Genomic DNA, 24,954 nt, shown 5'->3' with positions numbered 1-24,954 from the left:
CCTATCGATTGTGCGCGACGGCGGCCAATTGATCGGTGTCGACGCGAACAAAAATGGAGTCGCCCACCGCCGTGAGCACGTCCCCGGCGTAGATCTCGCAGATAACCCGGGTTTTGCGCCCGACATCACCTTCGACTTTCGCCCGCAAGGTCAGTGGAACGCCCATTGGCGTCGGTTTGATGAACTTGATGCCGAGGTTGCCCGTGACGCAATTGATGCGTGGAAGGCTGGCGGGTTCGCGGTTTTCCATCCGGTAGTGATACGCCATCACGGTCCAGTTGGAATGGCAATCAACCAGCATCGCGATCAAGCCGCCGTACACCAGGTCCGGCCAGCCGCAATACCTGGCGTCGGGCACGTGCTCGGCGATGACGTGCACGCCGTCTTCATGCCAGAAACTCTTGACGTGCAGCCCGTGCGGGTTGCGGCTGCCGCAGCCATAACAAACGCCTTCCGGCGCCGCGGTGTCTTGCAGGGAAGTAGCGGACGTGGACATGCCTGGGTCATCCTCGAAAATGTGAGCGGAACATTCCGATTCTAACGCCGAACGGAAAACGCATTCATCCCTGCGCAGATTTCATTTCATCCCTCGGCGGTGTCTGGAAGTCTGGCGATCACCTTGATCTCGAACTGGAAACCGTACAGCCACGTTACGCCGACCCCGGTCAGCGTGGGGTGCGGCGCGTTACCCCAGAATTCCGGCACGATCTTCCAGATGGTTTCGAAAGTCGATTCGGGGTCGACGATGAACACGGTGACATCAATCACGTCGTCGAACGTGCAGTCGGCCGCTGCGAGGATTGCGTTCAGATTGGAGAAGGCCAGTCGCACCTGTTTCTCCAAATCAGGTTCGGGCGATCCATCCTCAGTGCTGCCGACTTGCCCCGAGACGAACAAAAAGCCGTTGGAGCGAATAGCCGGCGAGTACCGATTGCGCTCATAAAGCGCCTGGCGTTGGGGTGGGAAAACAACATCGCGCTGCGTCATGAAATGCCTCCATCAAGGGCTCTGTATCGTCGATGTAGAGACTGTAGGGACTTGCATCGGGACGATAAACGAGCAACCTTGGCCAGCACTGTTTGTGAAACCCAAACAATCCGATTGATACCTGGGGCCGCAATGGACCGTTTTGATGCAATGCAGGCATTTGCGCGCGTGGTGGAGGCGGGCAGCTTTACCAAGGCGGCCGACACCTTGCACATGAGCAAGACCACCGTGACCCAACTGGTGCAGCAACTGGAGGCACGGTTGCGCGTCAAGTTGCTCAACCGCACCACGCGCAAGGTCAACGTCACAGCCGATGGCGCGGTCTACTACGAGCGGGTGTTACGGCTGCTGGCCGATATGGACGATGCCGAAACCAGCCTGTCCGGTGCGGCGACGTTACCCAGAGGCCGACTTCGTGTGGATGTGCCGAGCCCGCTGGCGAGGATGATTCTGGTGCCAGCATTGCCTGGGTTTTATGCGCGCTACCCGGACATCCAGATCGACATGGGCGTCAGCGATCGCATCGTTGACATGATCGATGAGAACGTCGATTGCGTGGTGCGCGGCGGCGAACTGATGGACCAGTCGTTGATGGCCCGGCGTGTCGCGGACCTGCCACTTGGCGTGTTTGCAGCACCGAGCTATCTGGCGCGCGTCGGCCTGCCGCTGCATCCGCGAGAGCTGGAGGGTTCGGCGCATCGCGTCGTCGGTTTCTTGTGGGCGCGCACCGGCAAACCCGTGCCCTACGCGTTGTACAACGAGCGTGAACGGTTGCAGATCAAAGGACGCTACGTGCTGGCCGTCGATGATGGCAACGCGTTTCTTGCGGCGGGCCTCGCCGGGCTCGGTGTGCTTTGGCTGCCCAGATACATGTCCCGGGACTATGAGGCGAGCGGCGAATTGGTGCCGCTGTTCGAGGGCTGGCGGCTCGATACGATGCCGTTGTATGTGGCCTTTCCGCCGAACCGGCACATCAGCCTGAAGCTGCGCGTGTTTATTGATTGGGTGGTCGAGTTGATGGCGCAACATGCACCGGTTGCGGATCGGCCGGGGGTGTGAGGGCAAAGCGCAACGGTCCCTTTTGCCGCAACCATTCGTTTGATCAATAACCATCATCAAGAATCGCAAGTTCTGTTTTTTCGCCAAGGGAGGAGGATAGCCACATACCGAATTCGCCTCCGAAGGAACCTGCGCGATGAGAATGTCTACCCTGCTGACCCTTGTCGCTGTCCTGACCGGCAGCGTTGCCGCCACCGTGCCGGCGTACGCGGCCGAACAGTCCTGCCACTTCCTGCCGGTCGCCGACAGCGCCGCGAGCTTGCAGCACGCGCAATCGGTGGGCGTGCTCTACAGCGAAAACACCGTCAGCACCCTCGAATACCTTGAGCAGTACCACTCGGTTGCGCTGAACGGCGCGAAGAACCCTGAACTGGACTCGCGCATCAGCAGCGCCTTCGTCAACAGTTCCGATCCGAAACGGGCGATCAACGGGTTGATGGGGTCGTTGCACAAAGAGTTTGCCTCGGTGACGGTTTACGACAACCTCGATGCGCTGGTGCAGGCGCACCCGGATGTGGTGGTGATGCTCGACACCTACAGCCGTCTGGTGTCCAAGCGCAACAATCAGGTTGAAGCGCGGTTCATGGCCAGTTTTTATGACTCGAACCTGCAATACATCGGCAAGGCCGAGGGCTCACGCACACAACAAATGCCTTCGGTCTGGGTGCACGGCAAAGCCGCACCGGAGATCGCCGCGCAGATCAACCAGCAAATCGCGTTGCAAGAGAACGCTCTGAAGCAGTTCGACACGTCGCTGAAAGCGCTGGTGGCCACGGGCCGTGTGGCTCAGGTCGCGATCAACTGACGCTTCACCGCAATCCCAGGAGCCCTGGCTTGTCGGCGATGGGGCTCTTGCATCGATTGTGTTTGCGTGAAGGTTTGGCTAATCTCGCACAAACCCGCAAAATCAGGCGTAAACATGCACGATCAACACTCGGCCGCCGAACTCCCTCATCTGCGCCGGCAGAAAATCCTGCTGATCCTCGAACGTGACGGCAAGGTCATGGCGTCGGAGTTGAGTCAGCATTTCGCCGTCTCGGAAGACACTATCCGCCGTGACCTGTCGGAGTTGGCCACGGCCGGCTTGGTACAGCGCGTGCACGGCGGTGCGCTGCCTCGGCCCAAGGATACGGGCAAGGATTACTTCACGCGGGTCAGCGAAACCGATGAGGTGAAAACCCACCTCGCGCAACTCGCGGCCAGTCGGGTGGAGAATGGCCAGATCGTGATGTTCGATTCCGGCACCACTACGCTGCAGATCGCGCGCTCGTTGCCTTCGGACATTGCCATCACCGCCATCACGACCTCGCCGATGACTGCGATCATCCTGGCCGAGTACACAGGCATCAAGGTGATTCTGGCGGGCGGGCAACTCAACCTCGCCACGATGTCGGTCAGCGGTCACGAGACCGTGCGCTTGCTCCAGGGCATTAAGGCTGATGTGCTGTTCACCGGGGTCTGTGCAATTCATCCGCAAGTTGGCATCAGCTCGTTGCACTTCGATGAGGTGCCGGTGAAACAGGCGCTGCTCGACAGCGCTTCGCAGGTGATCGCCGTCACCACGGCGGACAAACTGGGTGCGGTCGAGCCGTTTGTGGTCGCGCCGTGCAGCCGCATCCATACGCTGATCACCGAGCGTCACGTGGCGACGGGCGATGTCGGGGATTATCGGAAACTGGGGATCGAGGTGGTTCAGGCGAGTGCCTGAACCGGCCTCGACCAGTGTCGAACACTGATCGCCGACCTCGATAAAAATGCTTGTGGAGATGTTGGGTACGTTGCCCTTCGGCATCGGCTCAAGCCAAGGGCCACTGGCGTCCAATCACTCTTGATGACCGGCTGATCGACAGAGTCTATGACGGGTTGACCGATCGCGCAGAAGAACCGGACCCCATCAAGAGCGTCCGGTTTTTCTGCGCGATCCGGGCGTTTACGGCGTACCAAACATCGCCGTCCAGTAAATCCCCGAATCGCTCTTCGGGTCCACCGCATACGCCGCGCCCAACTCTTGGAACTGCGGGTTCATCAGGTTGGCGCAGTGGCCGGGGCTGGCGACCCAGCCATCGACGACCTTGCGCACGCTGTCTTGCCCGGCGGCGATGTTCTCGCCGATCAACTGGGCGCTGTAACCCGCCAGTTCTGCGCGGTCACCCGGGGTACGACCGTCGCGGTCCTTGTGGTCGAAGTAATTGTTGTTGGCCATCGACCGGGAATGCTCTTCGGCCGCTGTCGCCAGGGTGACGTTCCAGGTCAGCGGCGCGGCGGCGGCAAAGGATTGCGTGCCGCACTGACGTGGACGGCTGCGGGCGGTGTTGAGCTCGGCCAGCAACTTCTGGCCCTCCGCCTGCCAGTCGCCCAGGCGTGCGCTCAACAATGGACGGGCCAGCACGATGCGCCATTCACGGTCCTGGCGGCTCACGCCGATGTCGACGAATTGCGGGTCCAGCACGATCTGGCAAAAACTCTCCTGGATCGCTTTCATCGCCGAAGCTGCATCACGCGGTCCGGACAGGCTGATTGCCTGCACATTCTTCATCGGGTAATTCGCCGCGACCATGGCCTGTTGCAGGTTGCCGATGCTGGTGGCCGACAGCGCCAGCCGTGGATCACCCGCCAGCGGCGGCAGCTCCGACGATACTTCACCCGCGCAACGTTGCACCTGGCTGCGGTAGTCGTTGATCGAGTCGATCAGTTGTTTCTCGTCGGCCGCCAGCGCCTTCGCGGCGAACAACAAGCCCAATGACAACGTAGCAAGACGCAAAACGGATGACAGGACACGCATGGAAATCTCCCTTGTTCGGACTGCGCCCATGATGCGCGATTTCACCCCCGTGAGCGCAATGCCTTTTCGCGCCGAAATACCGGTTGTTGGCCGTCTGTCGAAACGAAAACGGGCAACTACAATCAAGCCATGTCGCCCGAAAGACGTGCTGCGCGTCGACATTTTGTTGCTTGAATCCAGTCCACTCAGAAGGGTCGATCATGCGATTAATTTGGATAGCAACCTGCTTTGCAATCACGCTACTCGGCGGCCAGGCATCGGCGACTGAACAGGAACAGAAAAAGGAAGTGGCCGAAAACAAGGCCGAAGTGCTGGAGCAGAAAGCGGCGGAGAAGGGCGCCGATCTACCGGTACCCAAGTCCGAAGCCATCACCACTTCGGAAGTGCAGGCGGTCGACCCGGCAGGCGCGTCGCCGCTGGACGATGCAATCACCTGCCTGGCGCGCTCCATCTATTGGGAAGCCAAGGGCAAATCCTCCGCCGACATGGAAGCGGTGGCGAGTGTGGTGATGAATCGCCTGGGCCACGAAGGTTTTCCAGACACGGTGTGCGCAGTGGTCAAGCAAGGCTCCGAAGCCAAGAACTGCCAGTTTTCCTGGTGGTGTGACGGGCGTTCCGATGAGGTCCAGGAAGAAACCCAATACGCGATCGCCAAGGAAATCGCGCGCAAGGCCCTCAACAAGCAACTCAACGACCGCACCAACGGCGCGATGTATTTTCACGACCGCAACGTAAAACCCGACTGGGCCAGGAAATACATCAAGACCACCGAGACCCGCATGTTTCTCTTTTACAAGCCCAAGGGGGGAGAGGCCCATTAGTGGGTGTCATCTGGATGTCATCGAACCCATGCCAAGATCCTTGCAAACCGTCTTGAGTGTTCAGCAGAGCGGTGTCGGCTGATAGATGAATGTGCAAGGAATACTGCTATGAAAGGAGATGCCTCCCTGTTTGCGGCCATTGACCTGGGCTCCAATGCGTTTCGCTTGATGATCGGCCAGTCCGTCAAGCGCAACCAGCAACTGGTGATCCAGGAAGTGAAGACCCTGCGTGAACCCGTGCGGTTGGCGGAGGGGTTTCAGGGTGGCGCGCTGGACGAGATGGCGCTGGATCGCGGCTGGCAGGCACTCGCGCGATTCGGCAAAAAGTTGCGCGGCTTTGAGCCCGGTCGCGTGCGAGCGGTGGCAACCAGCGCTGTGCGTGAAGCCGACAATGCTCAACTGTTCCTCGCCAGCGCAGAACGGCATCTGGGGTTTAGCATCGATGTGATCTCCGGGCATGAAGAAGCCCGGTTGGTATACGCCGGCGTGGCTCACACGGTTCCCGGCACGCAGCGCAAACGACTGGTGATCGACATCGGTGGCGGCTCCACGGAACTGATTCTGGGGCAGGGCGCGCAACCGCTGTTGACCGAAAGCATCGCCATCGGCAGCGGCACCTTTGGTGCGCGTTATTTTCAAGGCGGCCGCATCACCGCCCCGGCGTTACTGGAAGCCGAGCGTGTCGCCACCCTGCAATTCGAACGCGTGGCGCGCCGTTATCGCACATTGGGCTGGCAGCAGGTCATCGGCTCATCAGGCACCGCACGGATGCTGGCCAAAGTGCTCAAGGCCAACGACTTGAACGACGAAGGCCAGAGCGGCATCACCTACAGCGGCTTGTTGCGCCTGTCACTGCGCCTGCTGGAAGTGGGGCACGTCAATCAGCTCAGGTTGGCGGGTTTGCAAAGCCATCGTCTGAGTATCCTGCCCGGTGGACTGGTGCTGATGCTGGCGGCGTTCAAGGTCTTTGGCGTTTCGCACATGACGCCGTCCGAGCCCGGTTTGCGGTTTGGGGTGCTGCATGGGTTGATGTCGCGGCACTGAGTGCCTTGCGTTAGGGATAGACCTGATTAGCGCGTACAGTGCAAATTAGATGGCCTGAAAAACTATCAAGCCTCCTTTGCAGCCATCAGGATATCGTCGTCATGCACCAGGTCGGCCTCATCGTTTATCCCGAGTTCCAGGTGTTGGGCCTGGCCATGTGTGCGGCGTTCGAAATGGCCAATGGCGCCGTCGACGAACCGGTGTACAGCCTTGCCTTGTTGTCGGAGCACGGCGGGACGGTGCGAACCTCCGCCGGATTCGGTGTGGAAACCACCGCGTTCGATCAGCGCTCGTTCGACACGCTGCTGGTGATGGGTGACAACCTGATCCGTCCGGTTTCATCGGGCATGGTGGCGTTTCTGCGCAGCGCCAGTCAGACCTCCCGCCGTGTCGGCTCGATCTGCACCGGTGCCATCGCGCTGGCCGAAGCCGGACTGCTTGATGGTCGGCGCGCGACTACACACTGGTGCCATGCGCCGGCGTTGCAGCGGGCCTACCCGAAGGTGAAGGTGGAGGAGGATCGGATCTTCATCAACGACGGCAACGTCTGGACCGCTGCAGGCATGAGTGCCTGTGTCGATCTCGCATTGGCCCTGGTGGAAAGTGACCTCGGTGCGCAAGTGGCGCGTCGTGTGGCCCGGCAATTGGTGGTGTACCACCGGCGCGCAGGCGGGCAGTCGCAGTTTTCGGTGATGCTCGAACTCGAACCCAAGACTGACCGCATCCAGTCAGCGTTGACCTACGCCAAGCAGAACCTGAAGTCCGAGCTGTCGGTGGACGCGCTGGCTAGCGCGGCAAACCTCAGCCCGCGGCAGTTCAGTCGCGTATTCCATGCCGAAACCGGTCAATCACCCGCCAAGGCCATCGAAAATCTGCGGGTGGAGGCCGCACGTCTGATGATGGAAACCGGCCGGCACGCCATCGACGTGGTGGCGACAGAGACCGGCTTTGGTGATCGGGAACGGATGCGCCGGGCGTTTATCCGGGCGTTTGGCCAACCACCGCAAGTCATCCAGCGCGCTAGTCGAGGCGGACTTGCGTGAACCCCGATCGCGAACCTCCTGCAAGGTATCTGCATGGCTTAAAAGGTGGTGTATTCGGCATTTGAGACAAAATATTATTGGCGTAATCTCGGTCTCGTTGAAGCCCAATCCCCACTGAGATCACCGCCATGACCATCGTCAAAGCCGCTGCCGTCCAGATCGCACCTGTTCTCTACAGCCGTGAAGGCACTGTAGAAAAGGTCGTCGACAAAATCCGTGAACTCGGCGAGAAAGGCGTGCAGTTCGCCGTTTTCCCGGAAACCATCGTGCCGTATTACCCGTACTTTTCCTTTGTTCAGTCGCCGTTCGAAATGGGTTCCGAGCACTATAAGTTGCTCGATCAAGCCGTCGTCGTGCCTTCCGCGACCACCGATGCCATCGGCAAAGCCGCCAGAGAAGCCAATATGGTGGTGTCCATCGGCGTCAACGAGCGCGATGGCAGTACCCTCTACAACACACAATTGCTGTTCGATGCGGATGGCACCCTGATTCAGGCCCGTCGCAAGATTTCGCCGACCTATCACGAACGCATGATCTGGGGCATGGGTGATGGTTCGGGCCTGCGTGCCACCGACAGCGCCGTCGGCCGCATTGGTCAACTGGCTTGCTGGGAGCATTACAACCCGTTGGCACGTTACGCCTTGATCGAAGACGGCGAACAGATTCACGCCTCGATGTACCCCGGTTCGTTCGCCGGTGCGCTGTTCACCCGCCAAATGGAAGTCAGCATCCGTATGCACGCGCTGGAGTCGGCGTGTTTCGTGGTCAACTCGACCGCCTGGTTGTACCCGGACCAGCAGGCGCAAATCATGGCTGACACCGGCTGCGCCATCGGTCCGATCTCCGGCGGTTGCTACACCGCGATCATCAATCCGCAAGGTGAAGTCGTCGGCGCACTGACCGAAGGTGAAGGCGAAGTCATTGCCGACATCGACTTGTTCCAGATCGACATCCGCAAGCGTCAGATGGACGGCCGCGGTCACTACAGCCGTCCGGAAATCCTCAGCCTGAACATCGACCGTACGCCTCATCGCCATGTGCATGAGCGCAACTCGCAGCCGACGCCGGCCGTCACTGTGCAAGCGCAAGAGGTGTGATCATGAACGTCATGGCCATCGGCAGAGGTTAAGGTTCGCACGACGTCGCGGTCGCCAATGCCTGCGATAAAACTGACCTGCCTCAGCCCGAATGGCGCGGTAATGCACAGGGGGATGGCCGTTTGTCCGGCGTATGGTTATGCTCGCAACGTTTTGCATTTGCCAATCATTAACAACCACAGTGATGACATGAGCCAATCAGAGACGCGTGCGACTGCCCTGGCGCTGTATCCGGAAGATTCCCGCGAGGCCGCGGCGCTGCTCAAACAAGCCATTCCGCTGATGGTTCGTCACAACATCCCGCCCAATCCCGTGCATTACGCGCTCTGGTACACCTACAGCAAAGGCCAGGACCTGGAGCTCAATCGTCACCTGGACCGGGTGGTAAAGGACTTCGATTGCTTCCCGCCGGAGTCCGCCACCCGGCTTTTTCGCGACTACATCATTCGCGACGAGCTGGAAGAGGCCCGCGCCGGGCAACAACAGGCGATCAATCTGGTGGACGACATGCAACGCGACGTTTCGCGCAGCGTCGAGGGCAATCTGAATTTCCAGAGCAGTCTGGGACGTTGCCTGGAAATGCTCGAGTCGCCCGTCAACGAGCGCTTGCCGGGCATTTTGAGTGAGCTGCAACAGAGCACTCAACTGATGCAGAGTCAGCAGGAGCAGTTCCTCTCCCAACTGCACACGGCCCAGAGCGAGATCAAAAGCCTGCGCAGCAAGCTTGAGCGTGCACAACTGGCGGCCACACTCGATGGCCTGACCGAACTGCTCAACCGCACCGCGTTTACCCGTTTGCTCGAGCAGGCGCTGAGCAATGAGTCCCAGGGCGTCGCGCTGGTCATGCTGGATATCGACCACTTCAAGCAATTCAATGATCAGTACGGTCACCCGTTGGGCGACCGAGTGCTGCAGCATGTCGGGCAGGTGCTGCGCAGTTCGCTGCCACCTCACGCCACGGCGGCGCGCTACGGCGGTGAGGAGTTTTGCGTGGTTCTGCAACACTGCGCCGATCTGGCGAGTGCCGCTGTTTTTGCTGAGCAACTGCGGGTGAAAATCCAGTCGTTGCGGATCAAGGCGCGGGTTGATGGCAAGGTGCTCGATACGATCACGGCATCCTTTGGCGTGGCCTTCGCGCAACCCGGCGAGAACTTTGACAGTCTCCTGACCCGCGCCGACGACGCGCTCTACCAGGCCAAGCGCACCGGGCGTAACCGCGTGCATCGCTAAGCGCTGAAATGCGCCGCCGCTGAGAAGGTTTGCAATAAGGCATTTTGCTGGCCCCGAAGTCTGAAAGTTACAGACAGAATCACTTTAATTTCAGGTGGTTAGGGCTGGCTTTAAATGCGCAATGTATGGATTACGCTGATTTCGTTTGGCCTGGCGGGCATCGCCGTCTCCGCCCAGGCCAAAGAGCTTCAAAGCAATGACCGGTATATGTGCAGCTGGGGCGCGGGCACGGCAGCAAGAGCCCAGGAACTCAAACTGGCGGGCGTTTCGCTGTACGCCGCCCGCCAGAAATTACAGACCTACAAGTTCAGCAAGCCATGGATGCGCATGACGGCGATGGGTATTACCGAGCAAACCTACGACAGCCCGTCGCGGATCAAACCCGCGGCACTGCGCCAAAGTTTCTACGAAGATTGCGTGCGCTTTAAGTTGGCGCGCAAATGATCGAGTGATCTACAGCCCGTCTTCCATCAGTTTCAGATATTGGGGGCTGTCTGAGATCGAGTTGTGCCCCACGCCCGGAATAACCTTGAGGGTCGCCACACCTTTGGCGAAATGCCCGTAGAGTTTTTCCGTGCTGGAGGGCGGGATGATTTCATCCTGCTCAGCCGCCAGCAGCAGCGTCGGTATCGAGATGTGCCCGGCGTATTTCCACGATTCGAACGTGTCCTGCAGCAGCCACTTCACCGGGAATATCGGGTACTGGCGGACGGCGAGGTCTTCAAGGCTGTTGTAGGGGGTGATCAGGATCAGCCGTGCGGCCGGCCGCTGACTGGCGAGACGCACGGCGACGCCCGAACCCAGGCTGCGGCCGACTATGGCAATGTGAGGATGGCTGTCGTAGACCTTGTCGAACAAGGTCAGGGCGTCGCGGGCAATCGCCTCCTCGGAAGGTGAGCCGGTGCTGCCGCCGAAACCCCGGTAGTGCAGTAAGTACAGGGCATGGTCGGGGAACGCCTGGGAAAACTCGGGCAGGTTGCGCGAAACGTCTTCGGCATTGCCACCAAAATAAATCAACGCATTCGGCCCCTCGCGCAGTCTCACACTGACCTGCACCTGTGCGTCTGCCACCGAGAGTGTGAGCCGCGTTTCGGGTGCACCGAGCGCGGAGGGTTGCGGGAAGTAGATCAGGGCGCGCTGAAACACGAACAGCACCACACACAGCGTCAGGTACAACGCGACCGCGATGACGACGAGATAGACGAGGATACGCGACATTCGCTTAACGTTAGTGGGTGGCATTGACTGCTCTGGGCCTGACGACCGTGATGGTTTGATCGCTGTCAGAGTGTAGTTGAACGACAGCAGCGCGGGCCGGCGGTGTGGTTTTTGAGGGTGTGCGTCTCCGTTGCCGCTGTTACCGCAGAAGCAGATATTCATCCAACGGATTGCGGCTGTGCCCACCAGCGCCTGACGACCCTGTTGTATTTCAGGCAGGGCCGAATTGTCGCCGGCAGCTATTCTTTTGTAGCTGGCAAAGGTCTGATGGCGCTGGTGATCGTGCCGTTTGCCGGACAACTAGCGCAAAGGCCAACAGCCCAGAGGTCGAAGGACACAACCATGAGCCACACTGATGGATACACGCGTCGACGAATACTCACGCTGGCTGCCGGTGCTTCGGCGGTGCTCACTTTCGATCCGGCCTTTGCAACCACCACGCCGTCGAAGGAAACAGGAGGCAAGAACATGCTCACCCGCGCCATTCCTTCCAGCAACGAGCCATTGCCCATTGTCGGCGTGGGCACCTATCGCGGCTTTGATGTCGCGCCTGCCGATCCGGCCTATAAAAACCTGCCCGCCGTCTTCAGCGCGTTGTTCGAAAAGGGCGGGACGGTGATCGACAGCTCTCCCATGTATGGCCGCGCCGAGCAGACCACCGGCGAACTGCTGTCGATCCACAAACCGCGGTCGCCAGCGTTTCTGGCCACCAAGGTGTGGACCCGTGGCCGCGAAGAAGGCATCGCGCAGATGGAGCACTCCTTCAAACTGCTGCAGACCGACCGGATCGATCTGATGCAGATTCATAATCTGCTGGACTGGAAAACCCATTTGCCGACCCTGCGCAAATGGAAGGAAGAAGGGCGCATTCGCTACATCGGTATCACCCATTACACTGCGTCGGCGTATGACGAAGTGGAAGCGGTGCTGAAAGCCGAGCCACTGGATTTCTTGCAGATCAACTATGCGCTGGATGATCGCGGCGTCGAGAAACGCATCCTGCCGCTGTGTCGTGAGCGCGGGGTGGCGGTGATCTGCAACCGGCCGTTCGGCGGCGGTGATTTGCTGGCCCGCTTGAAGGGCAAGCCGCTGCCGGGGTGGGCCTCGCAAGTCGGTGTCACCAGTTGGGCGCAACTGGCGCTCAAGTACTTGCTGGCGCATTCGGCGGTAACCTGCGTCATCCCCGGCACCGGCAACCCGCGTTACATGACGGAAAATGCCGGTGCGGGTTTCGGTCCGATGCTGACTGGCGCGCAGCGTGAGCAGTTGATTGATGTGGTGGGGTAGGCGCTTGGCTCTCTAAACCAGGTATCGCCGGAACCAACCCAGTGTCCGGTCCCAGGCCAGTGTCGCCGCTGCGTCATCGTATCGAGGCGTGGAGTCGTTGTGAAAACCGTGGTTCGCGCCGGGGTAGATGTAGGCTTCATAGGTCTTGCCTGCGGCCTTCAACGCCTGTTCATAGGCGGGCCAGCCTTCGTTGATGCGCGTGTCCAGTTCGCCGTAGTGAAGCATCACCGGTGCCTTGATTCGGGAGACATCCCTGGCTTCTGGCTGGCGGCCGTAAAACGACACCGCAGCGCCCAGTTCCGGATACGCCACTGCGGCGGCATTCACCACACCTCCGCCGTAGCAGAAGCCGGTGATCCCGATTTTGCCGCTGGCGGCATCGTGCTTCATCAGCCATTCGATCGCGGCGAAAAAGTCATTCATGAGCTTCTCCGGGTCAACGGTCGCCTGCAGCTCCCGGCCTTTGTCATCGTTGCCGGGATAGCCGCCGACCGAGGTCAGGCCATCAGGGGCGAGGGCGATAAAGCCGGCCTTGGCCAACCGCCGCGCCACATCCTCGATGTATGGGTTGAGCCCCCGGTTTTCATGCACGACAACCACCGCGGCCACCTTGCCCGTGGCTTTGGCCGGGCGCACCAGGTAACCGCGAACCGGCCCGTTGCCTTTGGGGGACGGGTAGGTGATGTATTCGGCGATGATGTCCGGGTCGGTGAACTCAACCTGCTCGGCGAGTGCGTAATTCGGGCTCAGGGAGGCCAACAGTGCGCTGGCCGTCAAACCACCCAGAGTGAACATCGCCGCACGGTCCAGAAACTCGCGCCGGTTGATCTTGCCGTGGGCGTAGTAGTCATAGAGTTCGAGCAGTTCCGGAGCAAAGTCTTTCGCAGTGAGACGGGGCATCGGAGTGTTACCTCTTCGACGTTGATGAATCCCTGTCAGTTAAGCGCATGAACGGTTTTTTTGTCGGCGCGTGAATCAGGTGTTCAAATCGGCGAATAAATCCCCCGCGATACATATGTACCGCACTCCGCCATTCCCCGATCGACAAGCTGTGCCCTACAGACAAGGAGAGACTGTATGGCACAACGATTCAACGATGGCACGTCAGGAGACGTCGTCATCAGGTCCGGTCCGCCTGCTTCTGGCGGCGGTGGGGGCGGTGGCGGAAGTTTTGGAGGTAATCGTGTAGGCGCCTCCGGCGCAATCAGCGGCCCCAGCAAAAAAACGAAACAGGCCAGAAAGCGGGCCAAGGAAGAACATAAGCGGATTCAGGCAGAGCAGGCACTGGCCGCCGCTGAGTACGCTCGGGAGCAGGCACGCATCTATGCGCGCAACCAATTACTCACTCAACTCACCCAGCGTCAAAACGTAACCAGAGATCAAATTGACGACAGTTTTGCCGCCCGGGCTAAACAACTCACGTCATCGCTTGATCAAGAGATCTCAGCGGCGAAACGGCCTCCCAACCACGGTTCGTCCGAGCGCTTTCAGCTGTATTTCATCACCAAAGAAAAAAACGAAATCGACGGGCTGATCAGCAAAAAAACTGCAGAGCTCGGCGTCAAGAACACTACGGCTCTTTCATTTGATGGGCACGATCCGCTTGCGCGCACCGCAAGCGATTATCTGGCGCGGTTGAATCAATTCGGCGAGGCGTTGCATAAAGGTCATCAAACTTGGGAAGACGCCTACAAAGCGGCTCATGAAGCCCGACTGCTGTCGGCGCAACTCGATGCGCTCAAGGATAAATCCAATGCGTTGGCCGCTTATCATGCCGAGCAGACCATTGTCTGGCGTAAGCGGGAGGCGCTTTGGGAACGCCATCGGCAGTACGCCGAGCAGCGCGACGCGCGCATTCGGTTCAAACAACAGGTTGATGAGGATGTTCGCCTCGAACGGGTCAGGCAGGCCAACACCTTTCAATTACCTGCCACATCGTCAGTGCTTTCTGCCGGGGTATTGCCCAGCCACGGCGGGGAATGGATTGATACTGACAAACTGGTAACCGCCGTTTTTCGTGCAGTCCCCGCATTGGGCTCCGTGGCCGCGACGCTCACGGTAGGGCAAGCCGCAATCTTCATGGTGGGGATCGCTTATCCCAGCGAATTGGGCAACGGCGAGTTGACCCCTGAACAACGACATCGCTTGTATGAGGCCATCGCAGTCCCGGCTCACGCGCTGGAACTGCATGACAGCCATGAAGTGCAGGCCGCTGCCGATGCCGGTGGTTCGGTGGAGGTTGAGTACCGGCTCAAACCCGTGGTCACGCCGCAAGGTACTGCGATAGTCGTTGCCGGTACGGGTGGCGATATCGACTCTCGCGTCCCGGTCGTGAATGCAACGCTCGACCCGCAAACAGGCGTCTATACCGCTGAGATCCCGGGGTCGCCCACCAGGCACGTGCAGTTCACACCAGAAGCCACGACTCAAGGGGCCCTTGCCAGTCAGACTTTGACTGTCACCGAACCGCAGATTCAGGACATCCCGACAGGCGTTGACTGGCGCATCCAGGATTGCATCGTCTGCGCGCCTGGCCTGCCGCCGACCTACCTGTCGTTCAACGTTCCACCCATGGGCACAGGTGTTGTCTCCGGAACGGGTCAAGCGGCGACGGCTGATTGGTGGACAGGCGCGAGCCAAACAGCCGGCGCAGCGATCCCGAGCCAGATCGGCGATCAATTCCGAGGCCGGGAATTCAAGTCGTTCGAGGCTTTCGACGAAGCGCTGTGGCGAACGCTCGGCGAACACACAACGCTCACCAGTCAACTCGATGAGGTGAACAAAAAACGTGTTGCACAAGGCTTCGCCCCCTACGCGCCGAAAAGCACATGGGTGGGTGAAAACCGCGAGTTCGAATTGCGGTTTCAGGAGCGGCCGGAGTTCTGGTCCGATCCGTTCAATCTCGACCAAATCAGCATCAAAACGCCGCAAAGTGCCGAGGGGTGGTTGGGCATCGTACCGGCGGTTGTGCCTTGGCCGATTCCGCCGGCTGGCACCTGGACCCCGCTGGTACCGCCGGGCATTGAACATCTCGGCTCCACCACATTGCCCATCGCACCCACCACCCCTGTGGTTTATCCCGGCACTCCGGCCATCCCGGTCCTACCGCAAAACGAGACGTTTCCTGCGGTTGACGAAGGGGAGATGGGTGCGAGTATTCCTGGGTTCCCGGGGGATATGGAGCTACCTTCACCGGATGTGCTGTTCCGGGACCGACGTGATGATCCAGGCACTGCTACAGGTTGGGGGTCCGACGTATCGGAGGTTTGGCTTGGAGACGATGCGAGGGGAGACGGGGCACCGGTACCGTGGCAAATCGCGGAACAGTTACGGTGGAAGGAGTTTGCTAATTTTCATCGGTTTCGAGAGGCGTTTTGGATAGCTGTTGCAGCAGATGCGGAGTTGAGCAAGCAATTTACGCGAAGCAACTTGGACAGAATGCGAGATGGCTCAGCACCTTTTCCTCGGGTTGTAGATCAAGTAGGGGGGCGTAAAACGTTTGAATTACATCATGTGATTGAAATTTCACAAGGTGGAGAAGTCTACGGGTTGGATAACATATTGGTGATGACACCAAGACGTCATATTCAGATACATAAAAGGAATCGTGATTATGATTTTTAAAGACAGGTTTGAGGAATACACCGAGGCAGAATTCCTATCTTTTTTGGGTGAGTTTTTTCATCAAACAAGCGGCCTTAAAGGACGGGCGCTAGAAATGTATCGAGATAAACTCCTCGAGCATTTCGAATCCATTACTGAACATCCAGACCGTTCCGACGTCATTTTCTACCCAAAGGAAGGCCAGGAAGACAGTCCCGAAGGCATCCTGAAAGAAGTCAAAGAGTGGCGTGCAGCCAATAACAAACCAGGATTCAAGCCGGAATAACCGATACCACCAGCATTAAACGGGCACCTGCTCACAAGGCGTGAGCAGGTGTGCTGTTTTCGTCGTGCGCAAAACAAGGAAGAACCCAAGATGGAACTTAAAGCAGCACTCAAGGATTACACCGCGTCGGAATTCCAGGCGCTGGTCAACAAAATCTGGGCCGTTGATCTACCGAAACCGGACCACGACAAACTGATCAACCATTTCGACCGGATCGCTGGCCATCCCCGAGGGGCCGATCTGCTGTTCTACTCGACGGACGAGCACATCTCCAACAGCCCGCAAGCCGTTGTACACCACGTCAGGACATGGCATCACCAACAAGGAATTCCAGCGTTCAAAGGCGAGGACATTCCTGCCGCGAAGCCCCCTGTTGCGCCGCTGACCCCTTTGGCCAGGAGCCTGGCAGAGGTCGAAAAAATCGCGGCGGATGTGGCTGTCTCAGGGCATGTTCTCGAAGAGGCTTTCAGCCATTTCGAGCAGCAGATCGAGAGCTTTCAACGTCAACAGGACACCCTTTGGGACATCCCCAAACAGGAGTCTGGCATCCGCACCCTGGAACATGCCCAGCGTGAAGCACTGATAGCCGCCAGAAAGTTTGAGTTCTGGAAAATGAGAGTGGAGTTTGTACAAAGTGGCGCTCAGCGCAACCTGACGTATGCGCGTTCCGAGCAAGCGCAATGGCAGGGCGTCATTCAAAAGATCAACGCCATTCGGGATCGCTATGTGACTCGGTTGGCCAGCATGACCCAGCGGCATCGCACTCTGCATGATGAAGCGGAAGCACTGCTGATCAAGGCGCATCAACGCCTGATTCATTCGCGTAGTTCTACACAAACGATGCATACGATCAGCGCGTCCCTCGCTTTTGCCGATAAACGTCCCGATCTTTTACTGAATGGCGGTTCGCCCGTATTGTTGGTGTCCCAGCAGGTGGCTCTGCTTAAAGCGATACGCTCGGTTGTTGCGGATTTTTCCTGGCAGAACACCTCAGGCGAACCGAACACTGGAAGCCAGCAGGCGGCCTTATTGAATTTCGCTTTTACCAGTCGGGCAGACACTCAGGTTTTCGGTTTGAGTGCGCCGCTGGCCGAGCTTCTACCCATTGAAGGTCAGGATTGGCAATACCTGGCCGCGAGCCGGGGCGAGGTCGATCTGCCTTTTCGCATGGGCACCGCGACAGTCCCCGTCACACCCGGAAAAATGTTCCATGGGTTGCGCGAGTTAGAAACGTTGTCACAGGTTTACCTCACGGCGTGCAACGGATGCCCTTCGATCTCTGGCGTCAGGGTCAGAGCGGTAACGCAGGATCAGCACCTCAACCGTTTCAGTTTTACCCCTGAGGGTGGGGCAACGGTCACAGTTCACTGGTCGACCACGGATTCCCTTGAGTCAGCCCAATCGCTGCGCATAGGGTTTGTCCACTCCGCGCCAGTGCCAACAATTGAAGCCTTGGCAGACCGGGCGCATGACCGGTTTGACGATTACATCCTGGTATTTCCCGTCGAGTCAGGGCTTGACCCGCTTTACATCGTTTTCAACCGACCGCCCAATTGATAGAGCGATTCGCATCGCTCATGGCCGGCAAGTCGTGCTCCTGCAGGTCTGGGGGGAAACATCTATCGCCGGTCAGTGCAGGCATTGCGCCCCGGCCCTCGCCACTTGCGCATCATGCTCGGCCTTGACCCCGGACACCCCGACCGCGCCGACAACCTGATCATCAACGATGATTGGCACGCCGCCTTCCAGGGACGTCAGCAACGGTGCCGACAAAAACGCATAGCGCCCACCATTGACCATCTCTTCATAGCCTTTGGACTCGCGCCGGCCCAGCGCCGAGGTACGCGCTTTTTCGGTGGCGATGTAAGCGCTGATGGGCGCGCAGCCGTCGAGGCGTTCGAGGGCGAGGGGGTGGCCGCCGTCGTCGACGACCACGATGGTCACGGCCCACTGGTTGTTCTGGGCTTCGGTGCGTGCGGCAGCGAGGATCTGGCTGACTTCGGCCTGGCTCAGGATGGCTTTGCTTTTCATGGGGAATCTCCGGTGATCGGTGAGGGCGGCAGGGCCGCGTCGAGCAGTTCGATCCAGTGCCGCACCGGGGTTCGACCCGCGCCGTCGAGATGCGACTGACAGCCGATATTGGCGGTGACGATCACTTCAGGATGGCCACTTTCCAGCGCGTTCAGTTTGTTGTCGCGCAGTTGCCGGGACAGTTCGGGTTGGGTGATCGAATAAGTGCCCGCCGACCCGCAGCACAAATGGCTGTCGGGCACGGTCGTGAGATTGAACCCGAGGCGAATCAGCATCGCTTCGACGGCGCCGCCGAGCTTTTGCGCGTGCTGCAAGGTGCACGGGCAATGGAACGCCAAACGCTGATCGCCGTGGACGCCGAGTGTTTCCAGCGGTTCGTCGCGCAACACTTCCACCAGGTCCCTGGCCAACGCGCTGACCCTTTTTGCCTTCTCGGCGTAGGCCGGATCGCGTTCGAGCAAGTGGCCATAGTCTTTGATAAAAGCGCCGCAACCACTGGCCGTTTGCACAATGGCTTCGGCGCCGTTTTCGATACTCGGCCACCACGTATCGATATTGCGGCGAGCGCGGTCGAGGCCGGTGGCCTGGGCGTCGAGGTGATAATCCACGGCACCGCAGCATCCGGCTTCCCTGGACGGGGTGACGCTGATGCCCAGTCGATCCAGCACCCGCGCAGCCGCTGCATTGGTGTTGGGCGACAGGCTCGGCTGTACGCAGCCTTCGAGCATCAGCACCTGGCGAGCATGGCGCGTGGTAGGGCGAGGCCTGGAGGGAAAAACATGGCGAGGCAACTTTGCCTGCAAGGTGTTGGGGAGCAGCGCCCGAAAAACCTGACCGCTGCTGACCAGCGCTTTGAACAGTCCCGGATTGGGCACGATGCTGCGCAATCCTTCACGCAACAGGCGTTGGTCGATGGAACGCGGCACCGCCGCATCGACCACTGCCCGGCCGATGTCGAGCAAGTTGTGATAATCGACCCCGGAAGGGCAGGTGGTTTCGCAATTGCGGCAAGACAGGCAGCGGTCCAGATGCTGCTGGGTTTTCTGCGTGACCTCGTTGCCTTCCAGCACCTGTTTGATCAGGTAGATGCGGCCCCGTGGCCCATCGAGTTCATCGCCGAGCAATTGATAAGTCGGGCATGTCGCGTTGCAGAACCCGCAGTGCACGCAGGTGCGCAGGATGCTTTCGGCTTCCTTGGCGCGGGGCAGGCGCCGGGCAGTCTCGCTCAGGGTTGTCTGCATGGTTCAAAGCTCCGCGTACAGGCGTGCGGGGTTGAAGATGCCCCGTGGGTCGAGTTGCTGCTTCAGGCTGCGGTGATAGCGCATCAACGCGGCAGGCAGCGGCTGGAACGGACTGTCGATCAGGCCATGGCTGTAGCAGGTCACATGGCCGCCGACCTCATCCACGACTTGGCGAATGAACGCCGCTTCGGCGTCAGACTTGAGCCAGCGCTGGGCGCCGCCCCAGTCGAGCAGTTGCCGACCGGGAAGGGACAGTCGAGGCGTGTTGTGCGGCACCGACACGCGCCACAGGGGCTGGTCTTCATCGAAAAAGCTCAGTCGATGTTCGTTGAGGTCCGCCCAATACGAAGCGTCCAGCCGCTCACCGCCCAAACGGTCATGAGCCGCCGACACCGAGCCTTCGCCGCCCTCAAGCCGCAAGTGCAGGCGTTGCCCGTCGTGGCACGCGGCACTGATCGGCAATGGCTGCTGACCCCATTCTGCAAGGCGCAGCAAGGCACGATCGCTGTCCATCTCCAGGCTGATGCTCAAGCATTGCCGGGGTCTGGGCAGGACTTTGAGCGAGACTTCGGTGATCACGCCAAGGGCACCAAAACTCCCGGCCATCAGGCGCGACAGGTCGTAGCCGGCGACGTTCTTCATCACTTCGCCACCAAAACGCAAATGCTTGCCATGCCCGGTGATGACCCGCGTGCCGAGGACGAAATCGCGCACCGAGCCTGACCACGGCCGTCGCGGTCCCGACAGGCCACTGGCGATCATTCCGCCGATCGTGGCATCGTCGCCGAAGGACGGCGGTTCGCAGGGCAGCATCTGTTGCGCTTCATCCAGTACGTGCGCCAGTTCGTACAAGGGCGTGCCGCAGCGGGCGGTGATCACCAGTTCGGTCGGGTCGTAGCTGACGATGCCCCGATGGGAGCGCGTATCGAGGACCTCTCCGGCAACGATGCGTCCCAGAAATGCCTTGCTGTTGGAACCCTGAATACGCAGCGGCGTGGCGTTTTCCAGCGCTTGATTGACCTGCTCCAGCAGCGCGCCGCTGTCATCGATATCGAGTTCGCTGCGCATCAGAAACGCTCCAGCTCAGGGAAGGGCAGCTGGCCCAGGTGCACATGCATGGCGCCAAATTCGGCGCAGCGATGCAGCGTCGGAATGTTCTTGCCGGGGTTAAGCAAACCGCCGGGATCGAACGCGGCTTTGACGGCATGGAACAGGGTCAGCTCATCGGCGTTGAACTGCGCGCACATCTGATTGATCTTCTCCCGGCCCACACCGTGTTCGCCGGTGATGCTGCCGCCGACCTTCACGCACAATTCGAGGATTTTGCCGCCCAAGGCTTCGGCGCGGTCGAGCTCACCCGGTTGGTTGGCGTCGAACAGAATCAACGGGTGCATGTTGCCGTCACCGGCGTGGAAAACGTTGGCGACGCGCAAGTCATACTCGGCGGACAACGCCGCAATCGCGTGCAATACACCGGGCAATTCGCGGCGCGGGATCGTGCCATCCATGCAGTAATAATCCGGCGAGAGCCGACCGACCGCCGGGAACGCATTCTTGCGTCCAGCCCAGAAACGCACGCGCTCGGCTTCATCCCTGGCCTGACGCACTTCAGTGGCGCCAGCTTGTTCCAGCACTTGGCGTACGCGGTTGCAGTCATCGTGGACGTCGGCTTCGACGCCATCGAGTTCGCACAGCAGGATGGCTTCGGCGTCCACCGGATAGCCGGCGTGGATGAAGTCTTCAGCGGCACGAATCGCCAGGTTGTCCATCATTTCCAGACCGCCCGGAATGATGCCGGCGGCGATGATGTCACCCACCGCTCGCCCTGCTTTTTCGACGGAATCGAACGCCGCCAGCAGCACCTTGGCGGTCTGCGGTTTGGGCAGCAGTTTGACGGTAACTTCGGTGATCACCCCGAGCATGCCTTCGGAACCGGTGAACAACGCCAACAGGTCGAAGCCGGGAGAATCGAGGGCATCGGAGCCCAGCGTCAGGTGCTCGCCGTCGACGGTCAGGATGTCGACCTTGAGCAGGTTGTGCACGGTCAGACCGTACTTCAGGCAATGCACGCCGCCGGCGTTTTCGGCGACGTTGCCGCCGATGGAACAGGCAATTTGTGAAGACGGGTCCGGTGCGTAATACAGGCCGAACGGCGCCGCTGCCTGGGAAATCGCCAGGTTGCGCACGCCCGGCTGGACCCGTGCCGTGCGGGCGGCCGGGTCGATGTGGAGGATGTTGTTGAAGCGCGCCATCACCAGCAGCACGCCTTTTTCCAGTGGTAACGCACCGCCGGACAAACCGGTGCCGGCACCACGGGCGACCACCGGCACGTGCATTTCATGACAGAGCTTGAGCACGCCTTGCACTTCGTCGAGATGGCGTGGCAATACCACCAGCAGGGGCGTGGTGCGATAGGCCGAAAGTCCGTCGCATTCGTACGGCTTGAGTTCTTCCCGCTGATGCAGGACTTCCAGCGCCGGCAAGCGGGTTTGCAGGGCCCGCAGCAGCGTGGCCTTATCGACATCCGGCAGCACACCGTCAACGCGTTCATCGTAGAGAATGTTCATAGTCGTTTTACGATACTCCGTATCGTGAATACCGGGGGAGCGCTTGGGTGTATATCCGTTTCTGCGGCAACGGCTACTTATGGTTCCGCCCTTATGGCGGGTTACTTGGAGAATCACCCAGGGCGACTACCGCAATGGCACCGCGAGGCGGCCTACCGGCCGGCCTGGTTCTTCGGATGTACGCATTCCCCCTGTGGGAGCTAGCCTGCTAGCGATGGACGTCAACGATAACGCGTACTGTCTGAATGACCGCGGTGTCTGGACGTCCATCGCGAGCAGGTTCGCTCCCACAGGGAAACGCGTTCTGCTCCGGCTTTTGTTTTTGATCTTGCTGTTGATCTTGATCGCCACAAGGGCGGAACCAATAGCCGCCATTACCGCAAAGCCGGATATGCCCACTCAGCTCAATGCCCGCCCACAACCATATGGCTGAACGGCGCCACATAAGCCTGCAACGTCACCAACCCACCCACCAGAATCGCCAGAATGATGGAGTGGAAGAACACATAACGCAGGATTTCCCCTTCATGCCCATACCAGCGCGTGGCAGTGGAAGCCACCACGATTGACTGGGCGTCGACCATCTTGCCCATGACCCCGCCGGAACTGTTGGCGGCGGCCATCAACACCGGGCTTAGCCCCAGTTGCTCGGCGGTCACCCGTTGCAGCCCGCCGAACAGCACGTTGGACGCCGTGTCCGAACCGGTCAGCGCCACGCCGAGCCAGCCAAGCAAGGTGCCGAACATGGGGTAAAAGATCCCCGTCGCGGCGAACGCCAGGCCCATGGTGGCGTCGAGCCCCGAGTAGCGCGTGAGGAACCCGAGCGCGAGCATCGCGACGATGGTAATCAGCGAGTAACGCACCACCCAAATCGTGTGCAGGTACTGCTTGATCAGTTGCGGGATGGAATAACCCATCAACAGCCCGCCCAGGATCGCCGCCAGCAAGATGCCGCTGCCGGTGCTGGTGAGCCAGGTGAATTTGTAGACCGCGTCCTCGGTTTTAGGCGCAGGCACCACTGGCGGGACCTTTTCGATTTGCTGGTGGATCGCGCCGAAAGTGACGACCGGGGCAAAGATCGGGTTCGCTTCGCGCAGCGGTTTGCCTTGAGGATCGAGCTTGACGGAATGGGTGACCGGATCAATCGCCGGGCGGGTATCGAACATGTTTTTGAAGCCCTGGGTGCCCCAGGCGAACACGAATACCGTGAGGATGATCCACGGCATCCACGCGCGCATGACCGCAGGCTTGGCGTCGCTGGCGAACGTCGCGCTGGCGACGGGTTTTTCTTCATGCTCGTCGGCAATTTTGGAGTTGTCGACGCGCCCGGACAGCGCGGCGGAGGTGTGCACGGTCGCGGGTTTCCACACCCTGAGGAAGCCGGTCAGGCAGGCCATGGAAATCAGCGCGGCGATCACGTCCACCAGCATCGGCCCGTGGTAGTTGGACACCAGGAACTGCGGTACGGCGAAACTGACCCCGGCGACCAGAATGGCCGGCCAGATTTCCAGCATCTTGCGCCACCCGGCAAAAGCCCAGATCAACCAGAACGGCACGATCACCGAGAAAAACGGCAATTGCCGACCGACCATCATCGACAGTTCCATTTCATCCAGGCCGGTGACCTTGGCCAGCGTAATGATCGGCGTGCCGAGGGCGCCGAATGCCACGGGCGCGGTGTTGGCGATCAACGCCAGGCCCGACGCCGCCAATGGCGAGAAACCCAGGCCAATCAGAATCGCGCCGGTCACCGCCACCGGCGTGCCGAAGCCGGCAGCCCCTTCAAAGAAGGCGCCGAAGCAGAAGGCAATCAGCAGCAGTTGCAGGCGGCGATCGTCGGTAATGCGCGCCAGCGAGTCCTGCAGCACTTTGAACGAGCCGTTCTCGGTGGTCAGTCGGTGCAGGAAAATGATGTTCAGCACAATCCAGCCGATCGGCAGCAAGCCGTTGGCGGCGCCGTAAAGAGCGGCTGAGCCTGCCATGTTAGCCGGCATGCCGAAGGCGAAAATCGCGATGACCAGCGCCGAGGCGAGGGCGAGCAAGGCCGCCAGGTGGGCCTTGATGTGGAAAAATGCCAGGGCCGCGAGCATCACCACGACCGGCACTGCTGCCATGATGGTTGAAATGACCGGGTTGCCGAACGGATCGTAGATTTGCTGCCAGACCATGTTCCACCTCTGCTTTTTATTGTTGGGATTGCAGACCCCGAAGGGGCGGTGGCTTGTAGTATAGGTGGCATTGCGCCGCTGACCGGTTGAGCGTTCACACGCTTGAATGGGCGTTTTTGGTGCGTGGCGCTGAGCTAACATGGCCAATGGGTACAGGCACGACTCGGCCTTCAACGACGAGAGGAATGCAGCAATGACTGAACGTCATTTGGTCCACACGGAAACGCTGTCGAACAGTTGCAGTATCAAGGTCAAGGCCGAGATCCTGCGAGACGGCTCGTTGGGAATGTTCATCGGCATCTACCGACCCGATGGCTCGGCCATTGAGGAGAATGACCACCCGTCGTTGCATTTTCTCGACATGGAGGCCGCGATGGAGTGGGGGATCGAGCAGGCCAAAGCTATCGGCAATGGTCAGCGGACGTTGTAGGGCCTGACTCTGGATGTGCTGTATGCCGGGCCCGTGATCAAGGGGAGCTGACTGGCGGTC

The 24,954-nt window shown here is 59.9% G+C and carries 24 protein-coding genes; 14 read left to right on the top strand and 10 right to left on the bottom strand.

Translation table 11 applies throughout. The features are described 5' to 3' along the window. Window position 1: 1 nt before the first annotated feature. Together Q7W83_RS10385 and Q7W83_RS10380 are read right to left on the bottom strand one after the other, a co-directional pair. Window positions 2-496, bottom strand: coding sequence for a PaaI family thioesterase (locus Q7W83_RS10385; protein ID WP_150633012.1), 495 nt, complete (start codon window positions 494-496; stop codon window positions 2-4). Between the two features lie 86 nt (window positions 497-582). Next, window positions 583-987: a RidA family protein gene (locus Q7W83_RS10380; protein WP_150639791.1), complete on the bottom strand. Its 405-nt coding sequence runs from the start codon at window positions 985-987 to the stop codon at window positions 583-585. 132 nt (window positions 988-1,119) lie between these two features. Between Q7W83_RS10380 and Q7W83_RS10375 the strand changes: the two genes are divergently transcribed. From Q7W83_RS10375 to Q7W83_RS10365, 3 genes are all read left to right on the top strand, one after another. After that, a complete protein-coding gene (locus Q7W83_RS10375; protein ID WP_473655976.1) occupies window positions 1,120-2,046 on the top strand; it encodes a LysR family transcriptional regulator in 927 nt (308 codons plus the stop codon). 136 nt (window positions 2,047-2,182) lie between these two features. Next, window positions 2,183-2,851, top strand: a complete 669-nt coding sequence (locus Q7W83_RS10370) for an ATPase (RefSeq protein ID WP_150653552.1) — start codon at window positions 2,183-2,185, stop codon at window positions 2,849-2,851. Window positions 2,852-2,965: 114 nt separating this feature from the next. Beyond that, on the top strand, window positions 2,966-3,754 hold the full coding sequence (locus Q7W83_RS10365) for a DeoR/GlpR family DNA-binding transcription regulator (protein WP_150653551.1): 789 nt from the start codon (window positions 2,966-2,968) through the stop codon (window positions 3,752-3,754). A 222-nt stretch (window positions 3,755-3,976) separates the two neighbouring features. Here Q7W83_RS10365 and Q7W83_RS10360 read toward each other — a convergent pair whose 3' ends face one another. Continuing rightward, a complete protein-coding gene (locus Q7W83_RS10360; RefSeq protein ID WP_150633017.1) occupies window positions 3,977-4,828 on the bottom strand; it encodes a CAP domain-containing protein in 852 nt (283 codons plus the stop codon). A gap of 200 nt (window positions 4,829-5,028) precedes the next feature. Here Q7W83_RS10360 and Q7W83_RS10355 point away from each other — a divergent pair, with 200 nt between their 5' ends. The 6 genes from Q7W83_RS10355 to Q7W83_RS10330 all read left to right on the top strand — a co-directional run bounded on the left by Q7W83_RS10355 (window position 5,029) and on the right by Q7W83_RS10330 (window position 10,507). Continuing rightward, window positions 5,029-5,649, top strand: coding sequence for a cell wall hydrolase (locus tag Q7W83_RS10355; protein WP_150633018.1), 621 nt, complete (start codon window positions 5,029-5,031; stop codon window positions 5,647-5,649). 108 nt (window positions 5,650-5,757) lie between these two features. Further along, a complete protein-coding gene (locus Q7W83_RS10350) occupies window positions 5,758-6,693 on the top strand; it encodes a Ppx/GppA phosphatase family protein (protein WP_150639789.1) in 936 nt (311 codons plus the stop codon). A gap of 101 nt (window positions 6,694-6,794) precedes the next feature. Next, the gene (locus tag Q7W83_RS10345) at window positions 6,795-7,736 is read left to right on the top strand and encodes a GlxA family transcriptional regulator (protein WP_150633020.1); all 942 of its coding nucleotides are present in this window, start codon (window positions 6,795-6,797) and stop codon (window positions 7,734-7,736) included. A 128-nt stretch (window positions 7,737-7,864) separates the two neighbouring features. After that, window positions 7,865-8,833 (top strand): nitrilase-related carbon-nitrogen hydrolase, encoded by a 969-nt coding sequence (locus Q7W83_RS10340; protein ID WP_150639788.1) that lies wholly within the window; start codon window positions 7,865-7,867, stop codon window positions 8,831-8,833. Between the two features lie 189 nt (window positions 8,834-9,022). Continuing rightward, complete coding sequence (locus Q7W83_RS10335; RefSeq protein ID WP_224792487.1) at window positions 9,023-10,063, top strand: GGDEF domain-containing protein; 1,041 nt, start codon at window positions 9,023-9,025, stop codon at window positions 10,061-10,063. A gap of 114 nt (window positions 10,064-10,177) precedes the next feature. After that, a complete protein-coding gene (locus Q7W83_RS10330) occupies window positions 10,178-10,507 on the top strand; it encodes a hypothetical protein (protein WP_150633022.1) in 330 nt (109 codons plus the stop codon). Window positions 10,508-10,516: 9 nt separating this feature from the next. Here the strand turns inward: Q7W83_RS10330 and Q7W83_RS10325 are convergent, their stop codons facing one another. After that, a complete protein-coding gene (locus Q7W83_RS10325) occupies window positions 10,517-11,305 on the bottom strand; it encodes an alpha/beta hydrolase (protein ID WP_150633023.1) in 789 nt (262 codons plus the stop codon). A 318-nt stretch (window positions 11,306-11,623) separates the two neighbouring features. Between Q7W83_RS10325 and Q7W83_RS10320 the strand changes: the two genes are divergently transcribed. After that, on the top strand, window positions 11,624-12,568 hold the full coding sequence (locus tag Q7W83_RS10320) for an aldo/keto reductase (protein WP_473655975.1): 945 nt from the start codon (window positions 11,624-11,626) through the stop codon (window positions 12,566-12,568). Between the two features lie 12 nt (window positions 12,569-12,580). Here the strand turns inward: Q7W83_RS10320 and yghX are convergent, their stop codons facing one another. Then, entirely contained in the window at window positions 12,581-13,468 is an 888-nt protein-coding gene (gene yghX, locus Q7W83_RS10315; protein ID WP_473655974.1) for a YghX family hydrolase, read from the bottom strand. 177 nt (window positions 13,469-13,645) lie between these two features. Here yghX and Q7W83_RS10310 point away from each other — a divergent pair, with 177 nt between their 5' ends. The 3 genes from Q7W83_RS10310 to Q7W83_RS10300 all read left to right on the top strand — a co-directional run bounded on the left by Q7W83_RS10310 (window position 13,646) and on the right by Q7W83_RS10300 (window position 18,014). Then, window positions 13,646-16,192, top strand: coding sequence for an S-type pyocin domain-containing protein (locus tag Q7W83_RS10310; RefSeq protein ID WP_458377321.1), 2,547 nt, complete (start codon window positions 13,646-13,648; stop codon window positions 16,190-16,192). Further along, a complete protein-coding gene (locus Q7W83_RS10305) occupies window positions 16,182-16,457 on the top strand; it encodes a bacteriocin immunity protein (RefSeq protein ID WP_150633027.1) in 276 nt (91 codons plus the stop codon). Before Q7W83_RS10310 ends, Q7W83_RS10305 begins: the two co-directional genes overlap by 11 nt. Window positions 16,458-16,547: 90 nt before the next feature. Then, window positions 16,548-18,014 carry a bacteriocin immunity protein gene (locus tag Q7W83_RS10300; RefSeq protein ID WP_473655973.1) on the top strand — a complete coding sequence of 489 codons (1,467 nt, stop codon included), beginning with the start codon at window positions 16,548-16,550 and terminating at the stop codon, window positions 18,012-18,014. A gap of 72 nt (window positions 18,015-18,086) precedes the next feature. Here the strand turns inward: Q7W83_RS10300 and Q7W83_RS10295 are convergent, their stop codons facing one another. From Q7W83_RS10295 to Q7W83_RS10275, 5 genes are all read right to left on the bottom strand, one after another. Next, entirely contained in the window at window positions 18,087-18,488 is a 402-nt protein-coding gene (locus Q7W83_RS10295) for a heme-binding protein (protein WP_150653546.1), read from the bottom strand. After that, window positions 18,485-19,729 (bottom strand): glycolate oxidase subunit GlcF, encoded by a 1,245-nt coding sequence (gene glcF / locus Q7W83_RS10290; protein WP_150633030.1) that lies wholly within the window; start codon window positions 19,727-19,729, stop codon window positions 18,485-18,487. The genes Q7W83_RS10295 and glcF overlap by 4 nt, the downstream gene beginning before the upstream one ends. 3 nt (window positions 19,730-19,732) lie before the next feature. Further along, complete coding sequence (gene glcE, locus Q7W83_RS10285; protein ID WP_150633031.1) at window positions 19,733-20,797, bottom strand: glycolate oxidase subunit GlcE; 1,065 nt, start codon at window positions 20,795-20,797, stop codon at window positions 19,733-19,735. Next, window positions 20,797-22,296 (bottom strand): glycolate oxidase subunit GlcD, encoded by a 1,500-nt coding sequence (gene glcD / locus Q7W83_RS10280; protein ID WP_150633032.1) that lies wholly within the window; start codon window positions 22,294-22,296, stop codon window positions 20,797-20,799. The genes glcE and glcD overlap by 1 nt, the downstream gene beginning before the upstream one ends. A gap of 404 nt (window positions 22,297-22,700) precedes the next feature. Further along, on the bottom strand, window positions 22,701-24,464 hold the full coding sequence (locus Q7W83_RS10275; protein ID WP_150633034.1) for an L-lactate permease: 1,764 nt from the start codon (window positions 24,462-24,464) through the stop codon (window positions 22,701-22,703). A gap of 193 nt (window positions 24,465-24,657) precedes the next feature. On the opposite strand from Q7W83_RS10275, the gene Q7W83_RS10270 reads away from it, so the two are divergent. After that, entirely contained in the window at window positions 24,658-24,894 is a 237-nt protein-coding gene (locus tag Q7W83_RS10270) for a hypothetical protein (protein ID WP_150633035.1), read from the top strand. Window positions 24,895-24,954: the final 60 nt, after the last annotated feature.

The sequence above is a fragment of the Pseudomonas sp. 300 genome (assembly GCF_055803035.1).
The sequence above is the reverse complement of the archived record's forward strand: the minus strand, read 5'-3'. Positions and strand labels throughout refer to the sequence as shown.

Bases quoted from the DNA above. Each gene is read 5' to 3' on its own strand.
- Q7W83_RS10385 (WP_150633012.1), bottom strand. From the start codon at position 496: ATGTCCACGTCCGCTACTTCCCTGCAAGACACCGCGGCGCCGGAAGGC.
- Q7W83_RS10380 (WP_150639791.1), bottom strand. From the start codon at position 987: ATGACGCAGCGCGATGTTGTTTTCCCACCCCAACGCCAGGCGCTTTAT.
- Q7W83_RS10375 (WP_473655976.1), top strand. From the start codon at position 1,120: ATGGACCGTTTTGATGCAATGCAGGCATTTGCGCGCGTGGTGGAGGCG.
- Q7W83_RS10370 (WP_150653552.1), top strand. From the start codon at position 2,183: ATGAGAATGTCTACCCTGCTGACCCTTGTCGCTGTCCTGACCGGCAGC.
- Q7W83_RS10365 (WP_150653551.1), top strand. From the start codon at position 2,966: ATGCACGATCAACACTCGGCCGCCGAACTCCCTCATCTGCGCCGGCAG.
- Q7W83_RS10360 (WP_150633017.1), bottom strand. From the start codon at position 4,828: ATGCGTGTCCTGTCATCCGTTTTGCGTCTTGCTACGTTGTCATTGGGC.
- Q7W83_RS10355 (WP_150633018.1), top strand. From the start codon at position 5,029: ATGCGATTAATTTGGATAGCAACCTGCTTTGCAATCACGCTACTCGGC.
- Q7W83_RS10350 (WP_150639789.1), top strand. From the start codon at position 5,758: ATGAAAGGAGATGCCTCCCTGTTTGCGGCCATTGACCTGGGCTCCAAT.
- Q7W83_RS10345 (WP_150633020.1), top strand. From the start codon at position 6,795: ATGCACCAGGTCGGCCTCATCGTTTATCCCGAGTTCCAGGTGTTGGGC.
- Q7W83_RS10340 (WP_150639788.1), top strand. From the start codon at position 7,865: ATGACCATCGTCAAAGCCGCTGCCGTCCAGATCGCACCTGTTCTCTAC.
- Q7W83_RS10335 (WP_224792487.1), top strand. From the start codon at position 9,023: ATGAGCCAATCAGAGACGCGTGCGACTGCCCTGGCGCTGTATCCGGAA.
- Q7W83_RS10330 (WP_150633022.1), top strand. From the start codon at position 10,178: ATGCGCAATGTATGGATTACGCTGATTTCGTTTGGCCTGGCGGGCATC.
- Q7W83_RS10325 (WP_150633023.1), bottom strand. From the start codon at position 11,305: ATGCCACCCACTAACGTTAAGCGAATGTCGCGTATCCTCGTCTATCTC.
- Q7W83_RS10320 (WP_473655975.1), top strand. From the start codon at position 11,624: ATGAGCCACACTGATGGATACACGCGTCGACGAATACTCACGCTGGCT.
- yghX (WP_473655974.1), bottom strand. From the start codon at position 13,468: ATGCCCCGTCTCACTGCGAAAGACTTTGCTCCGGAACTGCTCGAACTC.
- Q7W83_RS10310 (WP_458377321.1), top strand. From the start codon at position 13,646: ATGGCACAACGATTCAACGATGGCACGTCAGGAGACGTCGTCATCAGG.
- Q7W83_RS10305 (WP_150633027.1), top strand. From the start codon at position 16,182: ATGATTTTTAAAGACAGGTTTGAGGAATACACCGAGGCAGAATTCCTA.
- Q7W83_RS10300 (WP_473655973.1), top strand. From the start codon at position 16,548: ATGGAACTTAAAGCAGCACTCAAGGATTACACCGCGTCGGAATTCCAG.
- Q7W83_RS10295 (WP_150653546.1), bottom strand. From the start codon at position 18,488: ATGAAAAGCAAAGCCATCCTGAGCCAGGCCGAAGTCAGCCAGATCCTC.
- glcF (WP_150633030.1), bottom strand. From the start codon at position 19,729: ATGCAGACAACCCTGAGCGAGACTGCCCGGCGCCTGCCCCGCGCCAAG.
- glcE (WP_150633031.1), bottom strand. From the start codon at position 20,797: ATGCGCAGCGAACTCGATATCGATGACAGCGGCGCGCTGCTGGAGCAG.
- glcD (WP_150633032.1), bottom strand. From the start codon at position 22,296: ATGAACATTCTCTACGATGAACGCGTTGACGGTGTGCTGCCGGATGTC.
- Q7W83_RS10275 (WP_150633034.1), bottom strand. From the start codon at position 24,464: ATGGTCTGGCAGCAAATCTACGATCCGTTCGGCAACCCGGTCATTTCA.
- Q7W83_RS10270 (WP_150633035.1), top strand. From the start codon at position 24,658: ATGACTGAACGTCATTTGGTCCACACGGAAACGCTGTCGAACAGTTGC.